This is a genomic window from Roseococcus microcysteis, from assembly GCF_014764365.1.
Taxonomy (GTDB): Bacteria; Pseudomonadota; Alphaproteobacteria; order Acetobacterales; family Acetobacteraceae; genus Roseococcus; species Roseococcus microcysteis.
The window spans coordinates 1,682,677-1,704,352 of sequence record NZ_CP061718.1 but is presented as its reverse complement, the minus strand read 5'-3'; the positions used below and the strand labels follow the sequence as shown (position 1 = coordinate 1,704,352).

21 protein-coding genes and 1 pseudogene are annotated in these 21,676 nt (G+C 71.9%); 8 read left to right on the top strand and 14 right to left on the bottom strand.

Going from position 1 to position 21,676, the window contains the following annotated elements:
• Positions 1 to 2: 2 nt before the first annotated feature.
• Both ICW72_RS08205 and ICW72_RS08200 read left to right on the top strand, forming a co-directional pair.
• A complete protein-coding gene (locus tag ICW72_RS08205; RefSeq protein WP_191085749.1) occupies positions 3 to 917 on the top strand; it encodes a COG4223 family protein in 915 nt (304 codons plus the stop codon).
• A gap of 3 nt (positions 918 to 920) precedes the next feature.
• Positions 921 to 2,156: a heme biosynthesis HemY N-terminal domain-containing protein gene (locus ICW72_RS08200; RefSeq protein WP_191085748.1), complete on the top strand. Its 1,236-nt coding sequence runs from the start codon at positions 921 to 923 to the stop codon at positions 2,154 to 2,156.
• Between the two features lie 15 nt (positions 2,157 to 2,171).
• Here ICW72_RS08200 and ICW72_RS08195 read toward each other — a convergent pair whose 3' ends face one another.
• The 3 genes from ICW72_RS08195 to ICW72_RS08185 are packed head-to-tail and all read right to left on the bottom strand — an operon-like array spanning position 2,172 to position 5,714.
• The gene (locus ICW72_RS08195) at positions 2,172 to 3,149 is read right to left on the bottom strand and encodes an NAD(P)H-dependent glycerol-3-phosphate dehydrogenase (protein WP_191085747.1); all 978 of its coding nucleotides are present in this window, start codon (positions 3,147 to 3,149) and stop codon (positions 2,172 to 2,174) included.
• On the bottom strand, positions 3,142 to 3,960 hold the full coding sequence (locus ICW72_RS08190) for a 23S rRNA (adenine(2030)-N(6))-methyltransferase RlmJ (protein ID WP_191085746.1): 819 nt from the start codon (positions 3,958 to 3,960) through the stop codon (positions 3,142 to 3,144). Before ICW72_RS08190 ends, ICW72_RS08195 begins: the two co-directional genes overlap by 8 nt.
• Positions 3,960 to 5,714, bottom strand: coding sequence for a glucan ABC transporter ATP-binding protein/ permease (locus ICW72_RS08185; protein ID WP_191085745.1), 1,755 nt, complete (start codon positions 5,712 to 5,714; stop codon positions 3,960 to 3,962). The genes ICW72_RS08190 and ICW72_RS08185 overlap by 1 nt, the downstream gene beginning before the upstream one ends.
• A gap of 129 nt (positions 5,715 to 5,843) precedes the next feature.
• Here ICW72_RS08185 and ICW72_RS08180 point away from each other — a divergent pair, with 129 nt between their 5' ends.
• The 3 genes from ICW72_RS08180 (at position 5,844) to ICW72_RS08170 (ending at position 8,233) form a co-directional block, all read left to right on the top strand.
• Entirely contained in the window at positions 5,844 to 6,857 is a 1,014-nt protein-coding gene (locus tag ICW72_RS08180; RefSeq protein WP_191085744.1) for a tripartite tricarboxylate transporter substrate binding protein, read from the top strand.
• Between the two features lie 85 nt (positions 6,858 to 6,942).
• Positions 6,943 to 7,926 (top strand): Bug family tripartite tricarboxylate transporter substrate binding protein, encoded by a 984-nt coding sequence (locus ICW72_RS08175; RefSeq protein ID WP_191085743.1) that lies wholly within the window; start codon positions 6,943 to 6,945, stop codon positions 7,924 to 7,926.
• A 4-nt stretch (positions 7,927 to 7,930) separates the two neighbouring features.
• Positions 7,931 to 8,233 (top strand): hypothetical protein, encoded by a 303-nt coding sequence (locus tag ICW72_RS08170; RefSeq protein WP_191085742.1) that lies wholly within the window; start codon positions 7,931 to 7,933, stop codon positions 8,231 to 8,233.
• On the opposite strand, the gene ICW72_RS08165 is transcribed toward ICW72_RS08170, so the two are convergent.
• The 3 genes from ICW72_RS08165 to ICW72_RS08155 all read right to left on the bottom strand — a co-directional run bounded on the left by ICW72_RS08165 (position 8,230) and on the right by ICW72_RS08155 (position 11,294).
• Complete coding sequence (locus ICW72_RS08165) at positions 8,230 to 9,684, bottom strand: M81 family metallopeptidase (protein ID WP_191085741.1); 1,455 nt, start codon at positions 9,682 to 9,684, stop codon at positions 8,230 to 8,232. The two genes, ICW72_RS08170 and ICW72_RS08165, sit on opposite strands and share 4 nt — an antisense overlap.
• 57 nt (positions 9,685 to 9,741) lie before the next feature.
• Positions 9,742 to 9,975 carry a hypothetical protein gene (locus ICW72_RS08160; RefSeq protein ID WP_191085740.1) on the bottom strand — a complete coding sequence of 78 codons (234 nt, stop codon included), beginning with the start codon at positions 9,973 to 9,975 and terminating at the stop codon, positions 9,742 to 9,744.
• 188 nt (positions 9,976 to 10,163) lie between these two features.
• A complete protein-coding gene (locus tag ICW72_RS08155; protein WP_191085739.1) occupies positions 10,164 to 11,294 on the bottom strand; it encodes a M20/M25/M40 family metallo-hydrolase in 1,131 nt (376 codons plus the stop codon).
• A gap of 27 nt (positions 11,295 to 11,321) precedes the next feature.
• Between ICW72_RS08155 and ICW72_RS08150 the strand changes: the two genes are divergently transcribed.
• Positions 11,322 to 12,053, top strand: a complete 732-nt coding sequence (locus ICW72_RS08150; protein WP_223880912.1) for an aspartate/glutamate racemase family protein — start codon at positions 11,322 to 11,324, stop codon at positions 12,051 to 12,053.
• A 230-nt stretch (positions 12,054 to 12,283) separates the two neighbouring features.
• On the opposite strand, the gene ICW72_RS08145 is transcribed toward ICW72_RS08150, so the two are convergent.
• The gene (locus tag ICW72_RS08145; protein WP_191085738.1) at positions 12,284 to 13,219 is read right to left on the bottom strand and encodes a tripartite tricarboxylate transporter substrate binding protein; all 936 of its coding nucleotides are present in this window, start codon (positions 13,217 to 13,219) and stop codon (positions 12,284 to 12,286) included.
• Positions 13,220 to 13,271: 52 nt separating this feature from the next.
• Positions 13,272 to 14,711 (bottom strand): NAD(P)-binding domain-containing protein, encoded by a 1,440-nt coding sequence (locus ICW72_RS08140; protein ID WP_191085737.1) that lies wholly within the window; start codon positions 14,709 to 14,711, stop codon positions 13,272 to 13,274.
• 194 nt (positions 14,712 to 14,905) lie between these two features.
• Between ICW72_RS08140 and ICW72_RS08135 the strand changes: the two genes are divergently transcribed.
• Positions 14,906 to 15,187, top strand: a complete 282-nt coding sequence (locus ICW72_RS08135) for a YbaN family protein (RefSeq protein WP_191085736.1) — start codon at positions 14,906 to 14,908, stop codon at positions 15,185 to 15,187.
• A gap of 111 nt (positions 15,188 to 15,298) precedes the next feature.
• On the opposite strand, the gene ICW72_RS08130 is transcribed toward ICW72_RS08135, so the two are convergent.
• Genes ICW72_RS08130 through ICW72_RS08115 form a run of 4 tightly spaced genes read right to left on the bottom strand, consistent with a single transcriptional unit; the run spans position 15,299 to position 18,975 of the window.
• On the bottom strand, positions 15,299 to 16,636 hold the full coding sequence (locus ICW72_RS08130) for an NAD(P)/FAD-dependent oxidoreductase (RefSeq protein WP_191085735.1): 1,338 nt from the start codon (positions 16,634 to 16,636) through the stop codon (positions 15,299 to 15,301).
• Between the two features lie 7 nt (positions 16,637 to 16,643).
• Positions 16,644 to 17,408 (bottom strand): short-chain dehydrogenase/reductase, encoded by a 765-nt coding sequence (locus tag ICW72_RS08125; RefSeq protein ID WP_191085734.1) that lies wholly within the window; start codon positions 17,406 to 17,408, stop codon positions 16,644 to 16,646.
• Positions 17,409 to 18,032, bottom strand: coding sequence for an FMN-binding negative transcriptional regulator (locus tag ICW72_RS08120; protein WP_191085733.1), 624 nt, complete (start codon positions 18,030 to 18,032; stop codon positions 17,409 to 17,411).
• A gap of 22 nt (positions 18,033 to 18,054) precedes the next feature.
• Positions 18,055 to 18,975, bottom strand: coding sequence for a DUF429 domain-containing protein (locus ICW72_RS08115; RefSeq protein WP_191085732.1), 921 nt, complete (start codon positions 18,973 to 18,975; stop codon positions 18,055 to 18,057).
• Positions 18,976 to 18,984: 9 nt separating this feature from the next.
• Between ICW72_RS08115 and ICW72_RS21325 the strand changes: the two are divergent.
• Positions 18,985 to 19,535, top strand: a pseudogene (locus ICW72_RS21325) (cytochrome b).
• A 3-nt stretch (positions 19,536 to 19,538) separates the two neighbouring features.
• Here the strand turns inward: ICW72_RS21325 and aat are convergent.
• Together aat and accC are read right to left on the bottom strand one after the other, a co-directional pair.
• Positions 19,539 to 20,207, bottom strand: coding sequence for a leucyl/phenylalanyl-tRNA--protein transferase (gene aat, locus ICW72_RS08105; protein ID WP_223880911.1), 669 nt, complete (start codon positions 20,205 to 20,207; stop codon positions 19,539 to 19,541).
• A 91-nt stretch (positions 20,208 to 20,298) separates the two neighbouring features.
• Positions 20,299 to 21,642: an acetyl-CoA carboxylase biotin carboxylase subunit gene (accC, locus tag ICW72_RS08100; RefSeq protein WP_191085730.1), complete on the bottom strand. Its 1,344-nt coding sequence runs from the start codon at positions 21,640 to 21,642 to the stop codon at positions 20,299 to 20,301.
• Between the last annotated feature and the right edge of the window lie 34 nt (positions 21,643 to 21,676).

Genomic DNA, 21,676 nt, shown 5'->3' with positions numbered 1-21,676 from the left:
CCATGCAGACGCTTGCGACCGGACATGACCACCCGCCCAGCGGTGGCCTGCCCTTCGACCCGGCCTGGCTCGCCATCGGCGTGGCCGCCATCGTGCTGGTTGGCGCCAGCTTCTCCGTGATGCGCGGCGGCGATGCGCCCGCCCCGGCCCCGCAGCCGCGCCAGGAGGCCCCCGCCGCCCCGGCCGAGCGCGCCACGCCGGCCACGCCCGCCCCCGTCTCGGCCGCGCCAGCACCGGCGGCGCAGCCGGCCCCGGCGCCGCAACCCGCGCCGGCCCCGGCCGCGGCACCTGCCCCCGCCGCCGACCTCTCCGACCTGCGCGCCCGGCTCGATGCCGCCGAGACCCAGGCTCGTGAGGCCGCCGAACGCCTGGCCGCCATGCAGAACAGCCTGACCCGCAGCGAGGCCGAGGCGCAGGCGCTGGCCGCCCGCATCGCCCCGCTTGCCGAGCGGCTGGAGGCCGCCGAGGCCAACACCGCCCGCCTCGTGCTGGTCGAGACCCTGCGCTCCCGCCTGGCGGCCGGGCAGCCGCTTGGCCCGGTGCTGGCGCGCCTGCCGGGCGAGGCGCCGCCCGCGCTGGCCCGCTTCGCCGAGACGGCGCCGCCGACCGAGCCCGCCCTGCGCCTCTCCTTCGAGGAAAGCGTGCGCGCCGCCCGCGCCCAGGTGGCCGAGGGCCAGCCGCGCGGCATCGGCAGCCTCTTCACCATTCGCCGCGGCGAGGACGTGATCTGGGGCGATGCCAACGAAGCCATGCTGGAACGTGCCCGCCGCGCGCTGACCGCCGGGGACCTGGCCGGCGCCGTGCGGCACCTGGGCCAGCTTCCCGACAGCCATCGCGCGCCCATGCAAGGCTGGATCGCGCAGGCGGAAGCGCTGGTCGCGGCGCGCGCCGCGCTGCGCGACCTCGCGGGGGGCTGAACCATGGCGCGCATCCTCAACTACGTCATCCTCATCGCGGTCGTCATCGCGGTCGTGGCCTGGGCGCTGGGGCTGAGTGGGCAGATCGAGATCGCGGCCGGGGAATACTGGATCGGTGTCTCGCTGCCCGTCGCGGTGCTGCTGCTGCTCGGCGCCTTCGTGCTGTTCCACCTGGGGCTGCGGCTCTATTCCTGGATGGTCCGCACGCCGGAGCGGCGGAAGCTGCGCGTGGACCTGGACAACCGGGCCATGGCCGAGATCGCCGTTACGCGCGCCATGGTGGCGCTGGCCGCCGGCCAGCCCGCCACCGCCCGCGCCGAACTGGCCGAGGCCAAGCGCCTGGCCGGCGAAACCGCGCCCCTGCTGGCCATGGAGGCCGAGGCCGCCCGCGCCCAGGGCGACGAAGCCGGCGTGACCGCCGCCTATGAGGCGCTGGCCGCCCGCAGCGACGCCAAGTTCCTGGGCCTGCAGGGCCTGATGGAACAGGCCAAGGCCCGCGGTGATGCCGAGGCGCAGGAACGTCTGGCGCGCGAGGCCGCGAAGGCCGAGCCCCGCGCCCAGTCGCTGCGCCTGGAGCAGGGCGAGGCCGCGATGCGCCGCCAGGATTGGCGCGAGGCGCTGGCGCTGGCTCCCGACGACGCGCCCATCGCGCCCTTGGCGCTGGCCGCCGCGCGCGATGCCGAAACCGCCGCCGAGGCCCGCGCCTTCGAGCGCCAGGCCTTCCAGGCCGACCCGGGCTTCGCCCCCGCGGCCCTGGCCCTTGCGGCCCGCTTGGGTGGCGATGCGGGCCTGTCCGTGCTGCGCCAGAGCTGGGAGGCCGCGCCGCACCCGGCCATCGCCAGCGCCTGGATCGGTCCCGAGACGGACCCCGCCGGAAGGCTGCGCCTGGTGGACGACCTGACGCGCACCCATGTGGCCCATCCCGAAAGCCGGGCGCTACGCGCGCTGGTGGCGCTGGGTGCGGGCCAGACGGTGCGCGCGCGACAGGATCTGGTGGCGTGGGAACAGTCGGGCGACCTCGACCGCCGCTGGTATCAGCTCATGGCCGCACTGGAGCGGTCCGAGCAGGGCGCGGGTTTCTCCGACGCCGCGCAGCAAGAATGGGACCGCCGCGCCCAGGAAGCCCCCCCGCCCCCCGCCTGGGTGTGCGAGGCCTGTGGCCATATCCATGCCAATTGGGAGCCCGCCTGCTCCGCCTGCGGGACGGTGGGGCGGATCGTGTGGCGCCGGCCGGGTTGAGGCTGAGGCGTCTGACTATTCGGCCTTGAGCGGCCGCTCCAGCAGGGCGCGCACGGCGCCCTGGACATCGAGCCGCCCCTCCAGCAGGGCGGCCACCGCGGCGCAGACGGGCAGCTCCACCCCGGCCTCCGCCGCGCGGGAAAGCAAGGCGGGGGCGGTGGCCACCCCTTCGGTCACGCTGCTGCGTCCGGCCAGGATGTCGGCCAGCGCCTCACCCCGCCCCAGCGCCATGCCGAGCGAGGTGTTGCGGCTGCCCGGCCCTGTGGCCGTCAGCAGCAGATCGCCCAGGCCCGAGAGGCCCGCCGCCGTCTCGGCCCGCCCGCCCAGGCCCACCACCAGCCGCGAGAGTTCCGCCAGCCCGCGCGTGATCAAGGCCGCACGGGCATTCTCGCCCAGCCCCGCCCCGGTGGCGACGCCGGCCGCGATGGCCAGCACGTTCTTCGCCGCCCCGCCGAGCTGCACGCCCAGCACGTCCTCACTGGCATAGAGGCGCAGCGCCGCGCCCGAGAGCAGGGCCTGGGCCTCCTCGCGCAGCGTGGCATCAGCGGCGGCAACGACGCTGGCCGCTGGCAGGCCGGCCGCCACCTCATGCGCGAAATTGGGGCCGGAGAGGATGCCCGCCGGATGGCCGGGGCGGGCCTGTGCCAGCACTTCCAGCGGCAGCAGGCCGGTGGTCGCCTCCAGCCCCTTGCAGGCCAGCAGCAGGGGCGGCAGGGCGGCGGGCAGGGCGGCCAGCACCTGCCGCAGCGGCTGCATGGGCACGGCCAGGATGACCAGCCGCGCGGAGGCCATGGCAGCGGCGTCGTGGGTGGCGTGCAGCCCCTCCGGGAAGGGCTGGCCTGGCAGGCGGCGCGCATTCACGCCCGCCGCCGCCATGGCGCGGGCGTGGTCCGCATCGCGCGCCCAGAGCGTCACGCGATGGCCGAGCCGCGCCGCATGGATGGCCAGCGCCGTGCCCCAGGCGCCCGCGCCCATCACCGCCACCTCACTCATCGGCGATGCGGGTCAGCGCCCAGCCGCCCCCGGCCTCTCCGGTGGCGAGCCGCGCGTGCAGGGCGGCCAGGATGTCGCGGGCCGCTTCCTCGAAGCCGAAGGGCGGGTTCACCACGATCAGCCCGCAACCGTTCAGCCGCGCCGCATCGGTGGGTTCGCGCAGATGGAGTTCGGCGGCGAGGATGTCGCGCACGCCCGTCTCCGCCAGCGCGGCGTGGAAGGCGCGCACCGGCGCGCGGCCCTTCACCGGATACCAGGCGGCCTGCACCAGGCCGCGGGCGCGGCGGTTCACCTCGGCGATGGCGGCGGTCAGGCGTTCGTATTCGCCGGGCTGCTCGAAGGGCGGGTCCATCAGCACCAGGCCGCGCTTCTGGGGGAAGGGCGTCAGCGCCCGCACCGCCTCCCAGGCGTCGCGGCGATGGATGGCCACGCGCGGGTCGCGGCGGAAGGTGGTGCGCAGCGTGGCGTGGTCCGCCTCATGCAGTTCCACCAGCGAAAGCCGGTCCTGTTCGCGCAGCAGCGCGGCCGCCAGCGCGGGCGAACCGGGATAGCCGCCCTCCGCCCGCACCAGCGCCACATAATCGGCCAGCGGCCCTTCGGTGAGGTCCATCAGCCGGCCAATGCCCGCGCGCCATTCGCCGGTGCGCTGGGCTTCCTCGCTGTCCAGGCTGTAGCGGCCGATGCCGGCATGGCTGTCCAGCACATGGAAGGGTGCGGGCTTGCGCGCCAGCGCCCGCAGCAGCCAGACCAGCAGCGCATGCTTCATGCAGTCGGCGAAATTGCCGGCGTGGAAGGCGTGGCGGTAGTTCATCAGGCCACGCCCGTCAGCTGCGTGCGCACCAGTTCCGCGAAGCGGCCCTCGGCAGCCACGAGCTGCTGGAAGCTGCCGCGTTCCATGATGCGGCCCTGGTCGAAGACCAGGATTTCATCGGCCTCGCGCACGGTGGAGAGGCGGTGGGCGATGATGAAGGTGGTCCGCCCCGCCATCAGCGCCCGCAGCGCCTTCTGCACCCGGGCTTCGGTGGCGGCATCCAGCGCGCTGGTCGCCTCGTCCAGGATCAGCACCGGAGGGTCCTTCAGCAGGGCGCGCGCGATGGCGAGGCGCTGCCGCTGTCCGCCCGAGAGGCTGGCCCCCCGCTCGCCCACCAGCGTGTCATAGCCCTTGGGCTGGCGGGTGATGAAGTCATGCGCCTCGGCCATGCGGCAGGCGCGCTCAATTTCCTCCTGCGTGGCGTCGGGGCGGCCCACCAGCAGGTTCTCGCGGATGGTGCGGTTGAACAGCATGCTCTCCTGGAAGACCACGCCGATATTGGCGCGCAAACTGTCCTGCCGGATGTCACGCAGATCCACGCCGTCCAGCGTGATGCGCCCGCCCGTGGGGTCCCAAAGCCGCTGGAGCAGCTGCATCGAGGTGGTCTTGCCCGCGCCCGTGGCCCCCACCAGCGCGATGGTCTGGCCAGGGGCCGCCACGAAGTCGAGCCCGTGCAGCACCTGGCCCGAATTGGGGTAGGCGAAGTCCACGCCCTCGAAGGCCACGCGACCCTCGGCGCGGCCCATCTCCCGCGCATCGGCGCGGTCGGGGACGGAGTTCTCCGCGTCCAGCACCGCCAGGAATTCCGCCATCGCCGGCGCCTGGAACAGCATGTAGGAGACGAAGGCGACGGCCGCCTCCAGCCGCGCCACCAGCAAGGTGGCGAAGCCCATGAAGCTGACGATCTCGCCCACGCTGGCCTGGCCGCGCAGGTGCAGCAGCGTGCCCAGGATGAAGATGAGGATGACGGTGATGGTGCTGGCCGCGCGCGTCAGCACATGCACCAGCGCCCACCAGTTCAGCACGGGGAACTGATGGTCCAGCACCTGTCGGCTGATCTGGCCGAACTGCCGCGCCTCCATGTTCAGCCGCGTGAAGGACTGCACGACCATCACGTTGGACAGCGCATCCTGCGCCGAGCCGGCCATGCGCGTGTGGAAGCCCTCCACCGCCATCTGCGCCACCTGCGTCTTGCGGATGACGAAGGCGGTCAGCACGGTGAACACCACCACCAGCGCGATCAGCAGCAAACCGAGCCGCCAGTTCAGCATCAGCGTCAGCGGCAGCAGCACCATGGCGCCCACGAAGGTGATCAGGTGCTCGCGGAAGAAGCCGAGCCAGAGGCCGAACAGGTTGTCGCACCCCACCACCATGATCTTGAGCAGCCGGCCCGACTGCACATCGCCATGATAGGAGAGCGGCAGCGCGAGCACGTGCCGGAAGTAGCGCGACATCATGGCCAGCCGGTTGCGGTGCGCCATGCGGTCGGCCAGCAACGAGACGGCGACATTGGCCGCGATGGCCGTCAGCCCCACCGCGGCCCAGATGGCCAGCAGGGTGAAGGCCTCGGCCCAGACCGCGCTTTCCGCCATGCGTTCGGAGCGCGCCAGCAGGTCAATGACGCGGCCGAAGAGCACCGGCTCCAGGAATTGCAGCCCGGCCAGCGCGACCGCCGCCGCCGCCAGCCCAAGGGCCAGGCGACGGTCGGGCGCGAGCAGGCCCAGAACGCGGGCATAGAGCCTCAGGAACGCCATCGGGGGTCTTTCATCGAAGGCTGCCGGGATACAGGGACCGTCACGGGGCGCAAGGCACTCCGGGCTTGAACCGCACGGGGCAAGGCGGCAGTCTCATCCGGCAAACAAAAAAATGTTCTGGAGACGTTCATGCCCCATCCGATCGCACGCCGCCACCTGCTGGCCGGCGCCGCCACCCTGCCGCTTGCCGTCCCCCTGGCCGCCCCCGCGCTGGCGCAGGCGCAATGGTCGCCCAACCGGCCCATCCGCCTCGTCGTCGGCTTCCCGCCGGGCGGCACCACCGACATCGCGGCCCGCATCATCGCCGACCCGCTGAGCCAGCGCCTGGGCCAGCCGGTCATCATCGAGAACCGCGCCGGCGCCGGCGGCAATGTGGGGGCGGATGCCGTCGCGAAGGCCGAGCCCGACGGCTACACGCTGCTGATGCAGACGGTCAGTTCCGGGGCCATCAACTACCAGCTCTATGGCGCGCGGATGCCCTACAAGCCCGAGGATTTCGCGGGCGTCTCGCTGGTGGTGCGGGTGCCCAACGCCATCTTCGTGCATCCTTCGGTGCGGGCGAACACGCTGGCGGAACTGATCGAGCTGGCGCGCGCCAATCCGGGGCGCATGAACATCGGCAGCTCGGGCATCGGCACCTCGCTGCACATGACGGGCGAATTGCTGAAGCTGGCCACGGGCATTGACCTCGTCCACGTCCCCTTCCGCGGCGCGGGCCCCATGCTGGCCGAATGCGTGGCCGGGCGCATCGAGGTGGCGGTGGACAACCTGCCCTCCGTCATCGGGCATTTCCGCGATGGCCGCCTGCGGCCGCTGGCCGTCACCACCGCCACCCGCTCGCCCCAGCTGCCCGAGGTGCCGACCACGGCCGAGGCCGGCCAGCCCAGCGTCGAGGCGACGGCCTGGTTCGGCGTGATGGCGCCGGCCCGCGCCCCGCGCCCCGCGATCGAGCGCGTGGGCCGGGAGATCGAGGCGGTGCTCGCCAACCCCGCCATCTGGGCCCGCATGGCCGAGCTGGGCGGGATGCGGGCGGACCTGGTGGAAGGCGGTGGCTCGACGCCCGCCACCTTCGACCAGTTCGTGCGGGCCGAGGTCGAGAAATGGACCGAGGTGGTGCGGCGTTCGGGCGCCACCGTTTCATAACGGAGCGCGCAACGAAGGGGACGGGAGGTGGATTTGTGGCGCCACCCCCGTTATCTCCCCCGGCAACATCAGCCGGAGGATATCCATGCCGTCACGCCGTTCGATTCTCGCCGCGGGCACGCTGCTCGCCGCCCCCGCCCTGCTGCCCGTCTCCGCGCGCGCCCAGGGCTGGACGCCCTCCCGCGCCGTGCGGATCATCGTGCCCTTCACCGCGGGTGGCGCCACCGACGCCGCGGCCCGCATCATGGCCGAGCGGCTGAGCGCGGTCATCGGCGGCTCCTTCGTGGTCGAGAACCGTGCCGGCGCCGGCGGCAATGTGGGCGCGGACGCGGTGGCCAAGGCCGAGCCCGATGGCCACACCCTGCTGATGGCCACGATCGGCACGGCCAGCATCAACCAGTTCCTCTACCCGAACATGCCGTTCAACTCGCGCACCGACTTCGCCTCGATCGCGATGGTGATGGGCGTGGCCAATGGCATCATCGTCCATCCGGGCGTGCAGGCCGCCGACTTCCCGGCGCTGATGGCCCTGGCCCGCAGCCAGCCCGGCCGCCTGACCTATGCGACGCCGGGCAACGGCACCTCCGGCCACATGTCGGGCGAGTACATGAAGTTCCGCGCCCAGGTGGACATCACCCATGTGCCGTATCGCGGCACGGGCACCATCCTGCCCGATTTGATGGCCGGCCGCGTGACCATGGCGGTGGACAACCTGCCCGCCTATCTGGGCGCCATCCGTGACGGGCGGCTCAAGATCCTCGCGGTGACGAGCGCGCAGCGCTGGTTCGCCGTGCCGGAGGTGCCGACGGTGGCCGAGAGCGGCATCCCGGGCTTCCAGGCCATTCCCTGGTTCGGCCTGCAGGCGCCGGCCCGCACCCCCGCCCCCGCGCTGAACCGCCTGCGCGAGGCGGTGGCGGGCATCCTGGCCGACACCTCCGTCCAGGGCCGCATCCGCGAACTGGGCGCCGAGCCCATGCCGCTGATCGGCGCCGATTTCGACCGCTTCATCGCGGAAGAGAACGACAAGTGGCGCGAGGTGATCCGCGCCGCCAACATCAGCCTGGGCTGACGCCATGGCGATGCCGCGCGCCAATGAGCGCAAGCTGCTGGGTGAGGCCGATTTCGCCCTGGTGGCGCCCAGCCACTACCCGGAGGTGGGGCGGCTCGACCGCCCCGCCCTCATCGAACTGGCGCGGCGGCTGCGGGAGGCGCGGGACGCTTCCCGCGCCACCCTCGCCACCATGCGCCGCGCCAAGCGCGGCAAGGGTGATCCGCGCGGCGGGCTGAACGACACGGGCGTGGCGGCGAAGAAGCAGGTCTTCGCCGCCGCGCTCAAGCGCGTGAGCAAGCTGCTGGACCGTAGCGAGCCGGCCTAGCCTGCTCGCCACTCTTCCGGCACATGCCGGAAGGGCAGGCGCGCCAGGTCGAGTGCCGCGGGCCCCGGCGCGTCGCATTCGATGATGGCGCTGCACCGCCCGGCGAAGGCGGCGCGGAAGTGGTTCTTGGCCTTGTTGGCCAGCAGCCGCACGCCGCCCAGGTCAATCCCGTGCAGGGCGAAGAAGGCGGGGTCCACCACCGCCTCCTTGCGGGTGGTCAGCACCACGCGCAGATGGCCGCGCCGCACCACGGCCGTCGGGCCGAAATCCACCGGCGCTCCATGTTCCATGGGGCCTGTGTTGAGGAATTGCCCCGCCGTCAGCACCTCCACCACGCCCTCGAAGGGCACGGGCGGGCCGAAATCCGTCGTGGCCTGGCCGCCGAGGGGGCGGTTGAAGGCGCCGCCCCGCCCGGCCACCTGCGCCGCGCGCACGGCCCCGGGGTCGTGCAGGAAGCAGAACACCGTCTCGACCTCCAGCGCCGCCTCGACCAGGGTGCGCAGCAGGCCCGGCGTGTCCGCCACCCCGCCCGAGAGCGGGTTATCGGCCGGGTCCAGCAGCGCGACCACGCCGGGAGGTGCGGCCAGCGCCTCGCGCAGCGCCACCTCGGGAGAGGCAAGGGTCACGGCGAAACGGGGCTGGCGCGCGGCGATGGAATCCGCCAGGTCCCGGGCCAGCGCCCGTGCCGCGCCATGCTCGCGCGCCCAGACCATGGCCGAGGGCCCGGCCCAGGGGCTGTCCCCCCAGGCGAAGCCGCCAAAGAGCGAGGCGTCCTGGATCACGCCGCCCTCGGCCGCCGCGGCCTCCGCCCAGACCTCGGCCATGGGGCCGGCCTCGTGGCGCATGTGGAAGCTGTGCAGCACCATGGGTCGCTTCACCAGCGCGCCGTGGAAGGTCTCGCCGTCCAGCGCGCGCTCCAGCATGGTCAGCGCGCGCCGGGCGGCCGCGTCCATGTCGATGTGCGGATAGGTGCGATAGACCGAGGCTCCGTCCAGCAGCCCCACCATCCGTGGCGAGGCATTGCCGTGGAAGTCGAAGCTGGCCGTCAGCCTGGCATGGGGCCCGATGGCCGCGCGGATGCGGCGCAGGATGGTGAGGTCCGCCTCGGGGTCCTGCTCGGTCACGCAGGCGCCGTGGAGGGAGAGATAGATGCCGTCGAAGCTGCCCCGCGCCAGGGGTCGTTCCACCTCGTCCAGCCAGGTGTCGAAGGCGTCCTGCGTCATGGGCCCGCCGGGCTGGGCCGAGGCGCAGCGCAGCAATGTCAGGTCCCAATGCGGGCGGGCGGCCACGAAGGCGTCCAGCGCGCCGATCTCGGTCGCGGTGCCGCGATAGCGCTGCAAGGCCTCTTCGCCGGCCACCCATTCGCGGCCCTGGAAGGCCGAGAGCGGCGTGGGAACAGGAGAGAAGCTGTTCCCTTCGAACCAGAGGCGGGCGGCGGCGATTCGCGGCATCGGGACCCTTGCGTGTCTGGGGTCCCTATCGGTGCGGGCAATCCCTGCCCGCGTCAATCAGCGCCGGGGCGGGGTGCTTCCGCCGGGCACATGGGTCAGCGCACTGGCCGGCGGCGGTGCCGAGTTGCGGGCGAGGCCGGAGCTGTTGAAGCCCTGGCCCAGGCGCTGCTGCATCTGCTGGCGCGTCATCCGGTCCCCCGCGGCGGTGCCGGAACGCGGTGCCAATTCGGGGCGGGCATTCAGGGCCTCGCCGGGAATCTGCCGCTGCGCGGCGGCGCGGGAATTGGCCACGCCGCCGGGTGAGAAGCCGCTCTGGGCAAAGGCCGGAACCGCGAGAAGCATTGAGGCCGCGAGAGCGAGGGGCAGGCGCATATCCATATTCCGCAGAGACAATACGGAGAAGGTAAATGAACCCACCCCGGATTGCATCAAAATAAACATTTGGTACGCAAAAAAATGCGGGACGGCGCCCTCAAAAATCAGACGCTCTGCAGCAGCCCCGCGAAGAGCTTGGCCCGCGGCACCATGGAGCTGATCTGCACATGCTCCTGCAAGGTATGCGCGAGCGCCCCCTGGATGCCGAGGCCGTCCAGCGTGGGGATGCCCATGGCCCCCGTGAAATTGCCATCCGACCCGCCGCCCGAGCTTTCATGCGGCAAAGCGAAGCCCAGCCGCTTCGCCAGTGCTTCCGCCTTGGCGTGCAGCGCCAGCACCTTGTCGTCCGGCTCCCACACCGGCCGCGTCACGCCGCGCGTGACATCGAGCTTCACCTCATTGCCCGTGGGCTTGAGCGACAGCATCCGCTCCACCGCAGCGTCCAGATCCTCCTGGCGCTTGGCCATGGAAAGCGCCTCGGCGTCGCAATGGGTGGCGACGCAGTTCACCCACTGCCCGCCATGGATGACGCCGACCGAGAAGGTGCAGGCCTCGGTCGTCATCTCCTCGATGGCGATGATCTGCTTGCACATCTCCCGGATGGCGCTGCGACCCTCGCCCAGCCGCGCGCCCGCATGGGAGGGCCGGCCCGTGGTCCGCAGGTTGAAGCGCGCGATGGCATAGCGGCCGGTGACCACGCCGCCATCGGGGCGCGCGGGCTCCGGCACCAGCACCACGCTGTGCCGCGCGGCCTCGGCCTCGATCAGGTCACGCGTGGAGGGGCTGCCCACCTCCTCGTCGCTGGTCAGCAGCACGGTCACGGGCTTGGAGGTGGGGATGCCGGCCTTGATGAGCTGGCCGATGGCCTCCACCGCCAGATAGGTGCCGCCCTTCATGTCCTGGATGCCGGGGCCATAGGCCTTGTCGCCCACGCGCTTGAAGGGCAGCCCCTCGGCCAGGGTGCCCACCGGATGCACCGTGTCGAGATGCGCCAGGACCAGGATGCCCTTCTCGGTGCTGGTGTGCGGAAACCGGGCGCGCACGCAGTCGCCAAACCCCTTCCGGCCCGGGATGGTCTCGACGGTCGCGCCCATCAGTGCCAGGTGGCGGCCCGCCATCGCCATCATGCGGTTCACCGCCGCGGCGTCATGGGTGGGGCTTTCGCACTCCACCCAGCGGCGCAGGCCGTTCAGCATCTTGTCCGCGTCGAAGGGCAGGTCGAGCTTGGCTTCCATGGTGATTCCCTCTTGGATGGGAAAATCATGCGCCTGCTCATCGCCAACGCCAACACCACCGAGGCCATCACGCAGCGCTGCGCGGACGCCGCGCGCGCCGCCGCCGCGCCCGGCACCGAGATCATTCCCGCCACGCCGCGCTTCGGCCCCGAGGTCATCTCCACCCGCGCGGAGAACATCATCGCGGGGCATGCGCTGCTGGAATTGCTGGCCCAGCATGCGGGCGCGGTGGAGGGCGTCCTTCTCGCCGTCAGCCACGACACGGCGCTGGAGGCCGCGCGCCAGCTCATGCCCTGCCCGGTGGTCGGCATGACCGAGGCCGCGCTGTTCGGCGCCTGCTTCCTCGGCGCGCGCTTCGGCCTGGTCACCTTCGGGGGCGTCGAGACCTATCGCGAACGTATCGCCGCGCACGGCCTGACCTCGCGCTGCGCCTCCCTGGTCGGGCTCGACGTGACGCCCCAGGACAGCCTGCGCGACCCCGATGGCGTGGCCCGGCAGGTGTTGGGCGGCATCCAGCGCGCCGTTGCCGAGGGCGCGGACGCGGTCATCATGGGCGGCGCAGCCCTGGCCGGCTTCGGCCCCCAACTCCAGCCGCAAGCCCCGGTGCCCCTGCTGGACGGCATCGCCTGCGGGGTGAAATTCCTGGAAGCCCTGGTCGCCCTGAACCCGCCCAAGCCCAGCCAGGGCAGCCTCGCCCCCCCGCGCGGCAGAGCCAGCACCAACCTGGACCCGAAGCTGGCCGCGCTGCTTCGGGGGTAGGGTGCGCCCTGCGAGGGGGCGCCGCCCCCTCGCGCTCCCCCGCCAGGGGCCAGTGGGCCCCTGGACCCGATGCGTTTGTCGGGTTTGCGGGGAGGGGCATGGCGTACGTGTGACAACCGGGGCGCCCGTGACGCCCCTCCCCGAAAACCCGACCAAGGTCTCAAGGGGTCCGGGGACCCAAAGTCCCCGGCGGGAGGGTCCGGGAGGGCGGCGCCCTCCCGCGGAGCCCCTTACCGCCCGATGCCGAGCGTCCGCATCAGTTCCTGGTTGGCCTGGCTTTCTTCCGTGAGGCGGGTGCGGAAGGCGGCGCCCGGGGTGAAGGCGGGTTCGGCGTTGAGGCGGCGTGCGGCGGCCTGGAAGGGCTCGCTGTTCACCGCCGTCTGGCAGGCCTGTTCCAGGCGCTGGGCGATGGCGTCGGGCAGCCCGGCCGGGGCGATGAGGCCGCCATAGGTCGAGCCGCGCATGGGCACGCCGAGTTCCGCGACCGAGGGCACGTCCGGCAGGCTCGGCATGCGCTGGTGGTCGATGGCGGCGAGGATGCCGAGGCCCGTGGTGGCCGGGATGGTGGCGGCCTCGGCGAAGACCATGATGTCGCCGGCCAGTGCGGCCTGCGCCATGGGGCCCGAGCCTTGATAGGGCACGAAGAGGCCCGTCACGCCCGCGCGTTGCAGAAGCTGCGCCATGACGAGGTGCGGCGTGCTGCCCTGGCCTGGCCCGCCATAGACCAGCGCCTCGGGGCCGGTGCGGGCATGCGCGATCATCCCCGCGAAGTCGCGGAAAGGCGCGTTGCGGGCGAGGACCACGACATAGGGGTTCTCATAGACGCCGCAGATGTAGCGGAACTGGTCCACGGCATAGGTGCCGGGCTGGAGGTGCGGCTGGGTGGTCAGCGCGTTGTTGGGTGAGAGGCCGATGGTGTGACCATCGGGGGCCGCGCGATGCACCTCGCGGTTGCCGATGGTGCCGGCGGCGCCGCCGCGGTTCACGGCCACCACGGTGCCGCCCAGGATGCGCGACATCTCCTGCTGCAGGGCGCGGGCCATCAGGTCCGTGTTCCCGCCGGCGGGGAAGGGGATGATCATCTGCACGGGGCGGCTGGGATAGTCCTGCGCCGCGGCCGGCAGGGCGAGGCCAAGCGCCAGGATCAGCGCGCAAAAGCGTTTCATCGTTTCTCTCCCGATCTCTGCCGAGGAGGGTAGGCGGGGCGGATGCCGATGGCTACTCCGCAGCGTGGCGGACGAGGCGGGCGGGGTCCAGCTCCACCTGTTTCTGCTCATAGGCGCGCAGGTCGGCGTAGAGGCGCGGCAGGTCGGCCTGGAACAGGCCGCGCGTGACGCCGGCGGCCACGCGCGGCGCGCTGATGGACATGGCGTTGATGGAACTGCCGGCCGGGCCGAAGCTCATCGTCGTGCCGATGCCGAAGAGGTGGATGTCCGCGATCCAGGGCGTCTCGCCGGGGCGGCGTTCGAGGAAGGCGCTGTCGGGGTTGAGGTAGGGGAATTGCGCGAGGCGCGGGTTCGCCTCCTCGGGCGGGGGCGTGTAGCGGTCGGCCCAGAGGGCGATGTTGTCCGCGCAATGGACCAGTTCGGGGCAGAGGCCCGGGTCCATGCGCGTGCCCGTGCCGGTGATGAGGAAATCCGCCGTGAAGGGGCCGGTGGGCGTGTCCAGCGCCACGCGGCCGTTCTGGATGGCGGCGCCCGTCCACTCACGGCCCACATGCATGTGGAAATTCGCGTGCTTCATCACCCGGTCGTAGTGGTCCTGCGCGAAGCCCTCGCGCAGGCCCAGGATGTAGGACATGAAGCGCCAGCGCCATTCATCGGGCATCTCGCCCATGTGGCGCAGGAAGCCCGCGAAGGTGAGCCAGCGATAGGGCTGCACCACCATGGGCTCGGCGCGGCGGCAGAAGAGGTGGACCTCGGCCGCGCCCTGCTCCAGGGCCACGGCGGCGTTGTCGAAGGCGCTAGCGCCGGCCCCCAGCACGGCCACCACCTTCCCGCGCAGGGCGTCGAAGTCGATCATCTCATTGGTGTGGGCGCGGAAGGGGCGGGGCAGGGCCTCGATCTGCGGCGGCATCCACCAGCCGCCCACACCCTCCTGCCCCGTGGCCAGCACCACCTTGCGCGCGCGCATCATGCCGGCGCTGGTGACGACCTCCAGCGCTGGCAGGCCGCAATCGGTGCGGATGGGGCGGATGGGGCCGGCCTCGACGCCGTTTCGGACGGGAATGCCGGTGACGCGGCGGAACCACAGCAGGTAGTCGTTCCAGAATTCCTTGGGAATCCAGCGCATGCGGTCCCAGTCGTCGCGGCCGAAGCTCGCCTCGTGCCAGGCCTGGTAGGTCAGCGAGGGCAGCTTGAGGTCCGGTCCCGTCTGGTCCTTCAGGCTGCGCAGGGCGCGCATCCGCGCATAGGTGACCCAGGGGCCTTCCTGGCCGTAGCCCGCGCGGTCCACGACCAGGATATTGTCCACCTTGTCGCGTCGCAGCGCGTGGGCCACCGCCAGCCCGCATTGCCCGCCGCCGATGATGAGCACGTCCAGGATGTCTCGGCCCCCCACCTGGCGCGGCACCAGCCAGGGCGCGCGGGGATGGGCCGTCAGCTCCAGGTCCCGCGCCACATCGGCTTCCAGTTCGGCGAGGTTTCGCGGTGCGGGCATGGGGTCCTCGATGGGCGACGGCGCATGGAAGCCGGGCGATGGGCGCGCTGCAATGCCCCGTTGCGAAGCTGTGGCCGGCTGCACGGAGACGCTGCCGGCAAAAGCGCCAGATGCGCATGGAACTGGCCAAAGCCGCCGCATTCCAGGCGGCGTCTCGCTTGAAGGGGGGAGGGGCAGGGGCCACCTCTGCCGCCATGGTCGTGCTTCGCCCTTCCCTGACCCGCAAGCTGCTGGGCTTCGGCGCCCTGTTCCTGGGCGTGATCGGGCTGATCCTGCCCATCATGCCGGGCTGGATCTTCCTGGCCCTCGCCGTGTGGATGCTGCGCGACCAGTATGTCTGGGCGGCGCGCGGCGTGGACAAGATCCGCGCGCGCTGGCCCCAGGCCATTCCCGCCATCGAGGAGCGCGAGCGCCGGGCGCTGGCCTGGTATGCCAGGCGCAGCCGGCCGATCCGGCGCATGTTCCGCCGGGCCTGAGCTTTGTTGAGCGGCTGAGTCACGCCTTCGGCGATTCCGCCAAAGACGATCAGACGCTTTGCCACGCGGCTGATTCACGCCTTTGGCGATTCCGCCAAAGACGATCAGACGCTAGATCCCCGCCGGCGCCCTCAACTTCGACCCGTCATGGAAGCGCGACAGCGCGAAGGCCGCGGGGTCCACCACGGGCGGCGCGCCGGTGGCGAGGTCCGCGGCCAGCCGCCCCGCGCCCGGCCCGATGCCGAAACCATGCCCGCTGAAGCCCGCCGCCACGACCATCCCGGGCAGGGATGCCACGGGGGAGATGACCGGCACCGCATCGGGCGTCGAATCGATCCAGCCCGCCCAGAGCCGCGCGGGCTTGAGCCCGGACAGTTGCGGGAAGGCGGCGGCGATGGCGTCCAGCGCCGGCTGCACGATGCTCGCCTTGGGCTTGGCCTCCAGCACGCGCATCCGCTCGAAGACGGTGGGTTGGTCGAAGGACCACTTGCCATGCCAGGCGTCCGGCCCCTCGAAGAAGGAGCGGCCGAAGCGCAGCTCCACCAGCTTCCAGTTCTTCCGCAGGCTGGGCAGGAATTGGCGGGCGTAGCGGATGCCGGCTGGCGTGAGTTCCAGCCGCCCGCGCGCCTTGGCCGCCACGAGATACCCACCATCGAGCAGCGGGGTGAGGATGACCTCGGGCGTGTAGATCGGCCCCTCGCTGACGCGCGGCCCGGGCGTGGTGGCGAAGATGGTCGAGTGGACCGAGGATTGGGGCATGTCCACGCCATGCCGCCGCAGGAACATGGATGCCCAGGCGCCCGCCGCCAGCACCACGGCCTGGGTGCGGATGAAGCCCTTCTCGGTGAAGACACCGCTGATGCGCCCGCCCGTGGTGTCCAGGCCCCGCACCGCGCAGTTCTGGTGCAGCGTCGCGCCGCGGGCGCGGGCGGCGCGGGCCAAAGCGGGGGCGGCCAGCGCCGGTTCCGCCCGGCCATCGCGTGGGGAGACGACGCCGCCCACCCAGTCCTCGCCGGGGCAGGGGGCGAGGCGTCGCGCCTCCTCGGCATCAATCATGCGCGCGCCCATCTGGTAGGGCCGCGCCATGTCCAGCCAGGCCTCCCAGGACGCGAGCTGCGCCGGGTCCTTGGTGACATAGACGAGGCCCGCGCGCCGAAAGCCCATCTCCGCGCCGATCTCGCCGGGCAGCGTGTCCCAGAGCGACTGGCTGTGCTGCATGAGCGGGATTTCCCGCTCGTCGCGATTCATGGTGCGGCACCAGCCCCAGTTGCGGCTGGATTGCTCGCCGGCCACCACGCCCTTTTCCAGCAGGGCCACCGAATGCCCGGCCTTGGCCAAATGCCAGGCGGCCGAAACGCCGATGATGCCGGCGCCGATGACCACCACATCGGCGGATTCGGGCAGCGGGTCATCGCCCTCCACGAGGTCGAGCGCGCGGGTTGCGACCATCAGGCCCTCACCCCTTGAACTGGCCGGCGCCATCAATGTCCACGACGGTGCCGTTGAGATAGCCCGCGCGGGCGGAACTGCCGAAGACGGCCATCTCCGCGATCTCCCGCGGCTCGATGGGTCGGTCATAGGGCAGGCCGGTCACCATCTCGCGCCAGCGCGTGGGGTCGCCCAGCGCCTGCTCGGCGCGGAAGCGGGCCTGGGTTTCCATGCGCTCGGTGCGCGTGACGGCCGGGTTGATGCCAAAGACGCGCACGCCATCCTTCTGCGCGTCGAAGCCCACCGCGGAGGTGAAGGCGATCAGCGCCGCATTGCCCGCCGTGCCCGCGATGTAGCCCGGCTTCCAGGCCCGCCCCGCCATGCCGATGATGTTGCAGATGACGCCCTGCCGCCGCGCCCGCATCGAGGCCAGGAAAAGCTGCGTCAGGTGGAAATAGCCGAAGACCTTGAGGTTCCAGGCCTCCATCCAGCGTTCCATCGAGATGTCCGCGATGCCGCCCGAGGGGATGGCGCCGGCATTGTTCACCAGGATGTCGGCCTCGGCCGCCACATCGTGCAGGCGGGCACGGTCCTCGGGGCGCGAGAGGTCGGCCGTCACGGCCTCGATGCGCAGCTGGAAGCGGGCGCGCAGCCTGGCCGCGGCCTCCTCCGGCTGGCGGGCGGCCAGCACCAGGTCGCAGCCCTCCGCCGCGAAGGCCTCGGCGCAGGCAAAGCCGATGCCCTTGGAGGCGCCCGTGATGACGACGCGCTTGCCGCGCAGACCCAGTTCCATTCACTCGCCCCCTTGCTGCGCGCGCATGGCATGGGCCAGCGCGGCCTGTTCCGTGGTCAGTCCGGCCAGCGCCCCTTCGCGGTCCGCGGCATTGCGGTTCTGCGAGAGCTTGCGCTTGCCCGTCAGCGTCTCGATCCGCAGCACCATGCCGACGATGCCCTTGAGCTGGCCCTGGATGAAGTCTTCCGGCGCGTCGGTCACGCGCCAAGGGTTCGCGCGCGCCCCCTCGTGCAGGTCGGTCAGGCTGCTCACGATCTCGTGCAGGCGCGCGGCGTCCTCCACGATCTCCACCGGGCCCTCCGCGAGCACGGCCTCGTAGTTCCAGGTCGGGACGACGCGGTGATGCTCGGCCTTGGAGGGGTAGGAGGAGGGCGAGATGTAGCCCTCCGCCCCCTGGAAGATGGCGATGGCCCGCCCCGCCGCGCGCAGCGCCTTCCAGTGCGGGTTGGCGCGGGCGAGGTGGCCCAGGATGATCCCTTGGCCCGGGCTGTGCATCAGCGGCAGCAGGGTGATGTCGGGCACGCCCCCCGCGCCGTTGGAGACCAGCGTGGCCAGGCGGGCCTGCGCCATGAGGCGGTGCAGGATTTCGGGGCGGTCCTCGCGGAAGGCGGGCGGCGTGTACATCACGCCAAGGTTGCCGCAGCCGTCACGCCAGCGGAAGGGCCTGGCCCAGCACCCAGCCCTCCCAGGCGCGCACCATGGGGTCGTCGGGGATGGTGTCCGCCCGCACCCCGTCCAGCACCGCGATGAGGCAAAGCAGGCCCAGCGTGCAGTCCAGCCGGTCCTCTCCCGCCGCATCGGCGCCGAAGCCCGCGCGCGCCATGGCGGCGAGCGCCGGGGTCGCTTCCACCCCCAGCGCCGCCATGCAGGCCAGCAGCGCTTCGGCCAGGGCGCGGCGCGGGGCTTCGGCGCGCTTGCTGCCCAGCAGCCGCAGGCCGAGTTGGCGCAAAGCCTCGGCCGGATAGACCTCCGCCAGGGCAAGCCGCCCGGGCCGCAGCAGCCCGTGCAGCGGGCCGGCGAAGGGCCAGAGGTCATAGGGCGCGCCCGCCGCCAGCGCCGGCGCCAGCCAGTCCCGCCAGGCGGTGATGGCGGCCTTGCCCGACTGGTTGGCGCCCAGCGTCCAGAACACCGGCGCGCCGGCCGGGCGCGTGGAGGTGGCGCGGTCGCACCAGCGGTTCAGCGCGGCCGGCCCATCCAGCCCCAGCGCCGCCGCATGCGCCGCCCGTGTCATGCCCTTCACCCCCCGCGCCGGATAGAAAGGGGCGTCCCGCCCCACGCCCTCCAGCCCCGGGTTCACGGTGAAGAAGCGCGCATCCCCGGCGCGGCTGGCCAGGAATTCCACGAAGCCGCCCTCGGGCCGGCCCGCCGCGAAGCCGCGTGGCACGCCGAGCGGCAGGTCGAGGCCCAGCACCGCCGGCATGCCCTCCGCCAGCAGCGCGGCAGCGAGGCGCGCGGGCTCGCCCACCGGCACGGGCGCCTCCATCCGCCAGCCTTGCGCGCCCCGCCGTGCCACCGCCACCCAGCGCTTGCGCGGCTCCATGGACCAATCGGCGTGCGCCGCGATCATGGCCATGGCATGATGCGGGTGACGGGGCAGGAGGCGCGCATGGGCTACACTTCCACGGCGAAATGGTTCCACTGGGTCACGGCCGCGCTGATGGCCGTGGCATTGCCGCTCGGCTTCGTCATTCCGCATGTGAAGGACGAGAGCAAGATGGCCTTCTACGCCATCCATGAAAGCGCCGGCTTCACCCTGTTCTTCGTGGCCCTCGCGCGGCTGGCCTGGCGGCTGCGGAACCCCGTCCCCCCAACCCCGCCGTACCGGATGGCATGCGCCGCGTGGCGGACGGCGTGCATCACGCGCTCTACGCCGCCCTCATCCTGCAGCCGCTGCTGGGCTTCTTCGCCACCAACGCCTTTGGTTTCCCCATGCAGGGCGCCACCGCCTATATGGGCCTGATCGACCTGCCGAAATTCATGGAAGCCAATGTGCCGCTGGCCGAATGGCTGCTGATGTTCCACCGCTGGCTGGGCTGGACCATCGCGGCGCTGCTGGTGGTCCATATCGGCGCCGCCATCTTTCACCAGGCCGTCCGCAAGGACGGGACGCTGCTGCGGATGGTGTAGCGCTCAGCCAGGCTTCTGCCGCATCCGTTCCAGCTCGGCCGAGAGAAGCGCGGGCTCCGGCGCCGCCTGGAACTCGGCGGGCTTCTCCACCGCATCCGCCAGCAGCTGCTTGTAGAGATTGCGCGGCACCTCGCGCGTGCCGAACTGCGCCAGGTGTTCGGTCTGGAACTGCGCGTCCAGCAGGGTGAAGCCCCCCAGCCTGAGCCGCGCCACGAGATGCACGAGCGCGATCTTCGACGCATCATCGGCGCGGCTGAACATGCTCTCGCCGAAGAAGGCCGCGCCCAGCGCCACGCCATAGAGCCCGCCCACCAGCTCCCCCTCCCGCCAGGCCTCCAGCGAATGGGCGTGCCCCTGGGCGTGCAGGGCGAGGAAGAGGCGGCGGATTTCCTCGTTGATCCAGCTGTCATTGCTGTTGGGGCGGGGTGCCGCGCAGGCGTCTATCACCGCCTCGAATTCCGTGTCCGCGGTGATGACATAGGGCGCTTGCCGCACCCGCCGCGCCAGGCGCCGCGGCAGGTGGAATGCCTCCAGCGGGATCACCCCGCGCTGCTCGGGGTCCAGCCAGTAGAGGGTCTGGGCGTCACGGCTTTCCGCCATCGGGAAGAGCCCGATACGGTAGGCGCGGAGCATCAGCTCCGGCGTGATTTCCATCTGGCGGCGGGTGGACATGCGTGATGCTCAGCCCGCCCGACGCGCTGGGACAGCTTTGGGCATGCACGGGATGATGCCACAATCGCGCCGGGAAGGCACGGGCTTCGCGTCAGCCGTTCCGGCCCACGAACCGTTCCAGCCAATGGATCGTGTAGTCGCCGGCCTGGAATTCCGGGTCTTCCATGATGCGCTTGTGTAGCGGCAGCGTGGTCTCGATGCCGTCCACCACCATCTCGTCCAGCGCGCGCCGGGTGCGGGCGATGGCCTGGGCGCGGGTGGGCGCATGGACGATCAGCTTGGCCACCAGGCTGTCGTAATGCGGCGGCACCGAATAGCCGGAATAGAGCGCGCTATCCACCCGCACGCCGAGGCCCCCCGGCGCGTGGTAGGTCGTGACGCGGCCCGGCGAGGGCGCGAAGGTCTCGGGGTGTTCGGCCGTCACGCGGCACTCGATGGCGTGGCCGGAGAAGCGCACATCCTCCTGGCCGTAGCCCAGCTTCTCGCCGGCGGCGACGCGGATCTGCTCGCGCACCAGGTCCACGCCGCAGACCATCTCGGTGACGGGATGTTCCACCTGCAGGCGGGTGTTCATCTCGATGAAGGCGAACTGCCCATCCTGCCACAGGAATTCCAGCGTGCCGGCGTTGCGGTAGCCCAGTTGCCGCAGGCCCGCCGTCACCTGGGCGCCCAGCGCGTCGCGCTCGGCGGGCGTCAGCACGGGGCTGCCCGCTTCCTCCACCAGCTTCTGGTGGCGGCGCTGGAGCGAGCAGTCACGCTCGCCGAAATGCACGACATTGCCGTGGGTGTCGGCCAGGACCTGCAACTCGATGTGGCGGGGGCGGTCGAGGTATTTCTCGAGATAGACCTCGTCATTGCCGAAGGCGGCCTTGGCCTCGGTGCGGGCCACGCGCCAGGCCTCCTCGAGCTCGGAGGCATCGCGGGCCACCTTCATGCCGCGCCCGCCGCCGCCCGCCGCGGCCTTGATCAGCACGGGGTACATGACCTCCTCGGCCACGGAACGCGCCTCCTCCAGCGAGGCCAGCGCGCCCTTCGACCCCGGCACCAGCGGCACGCCCAGGCGGCGCATGGTGTCCTTGGCGGTGATCTTGTCGCCCATCATGCGGATGTGGTCCGCCGTGGGGCCGATGAAGGTGAAGCCGTGCGCCTCCACCATCTCCGCGAACTTGGCGTTTTCGCTGAGGAAGCCATAGCCCGGATGGATGGCGTCCGCCCCGGTGATGGCGGCGGCGGAGAGGATGTTGGCGACGTTGAGATAGCTCTCCCGTGCGGGCGGGGGGCCGATGCACACGCTTTCGTCGGCCAGGCGCACATGCATGGCCGTCTCGTCGGCCGTGCTGTGGACGGCGACGGTGCGGATGCCCATTTCCTGGCAGGCGCGGTGAACGCGAAGCGCGATCTCGCCGCGATTGGCGATCAGGACCTTTTTCATCATGCCCTCAAGCGCCGGGCGCCGGCTCCGCCGGCTT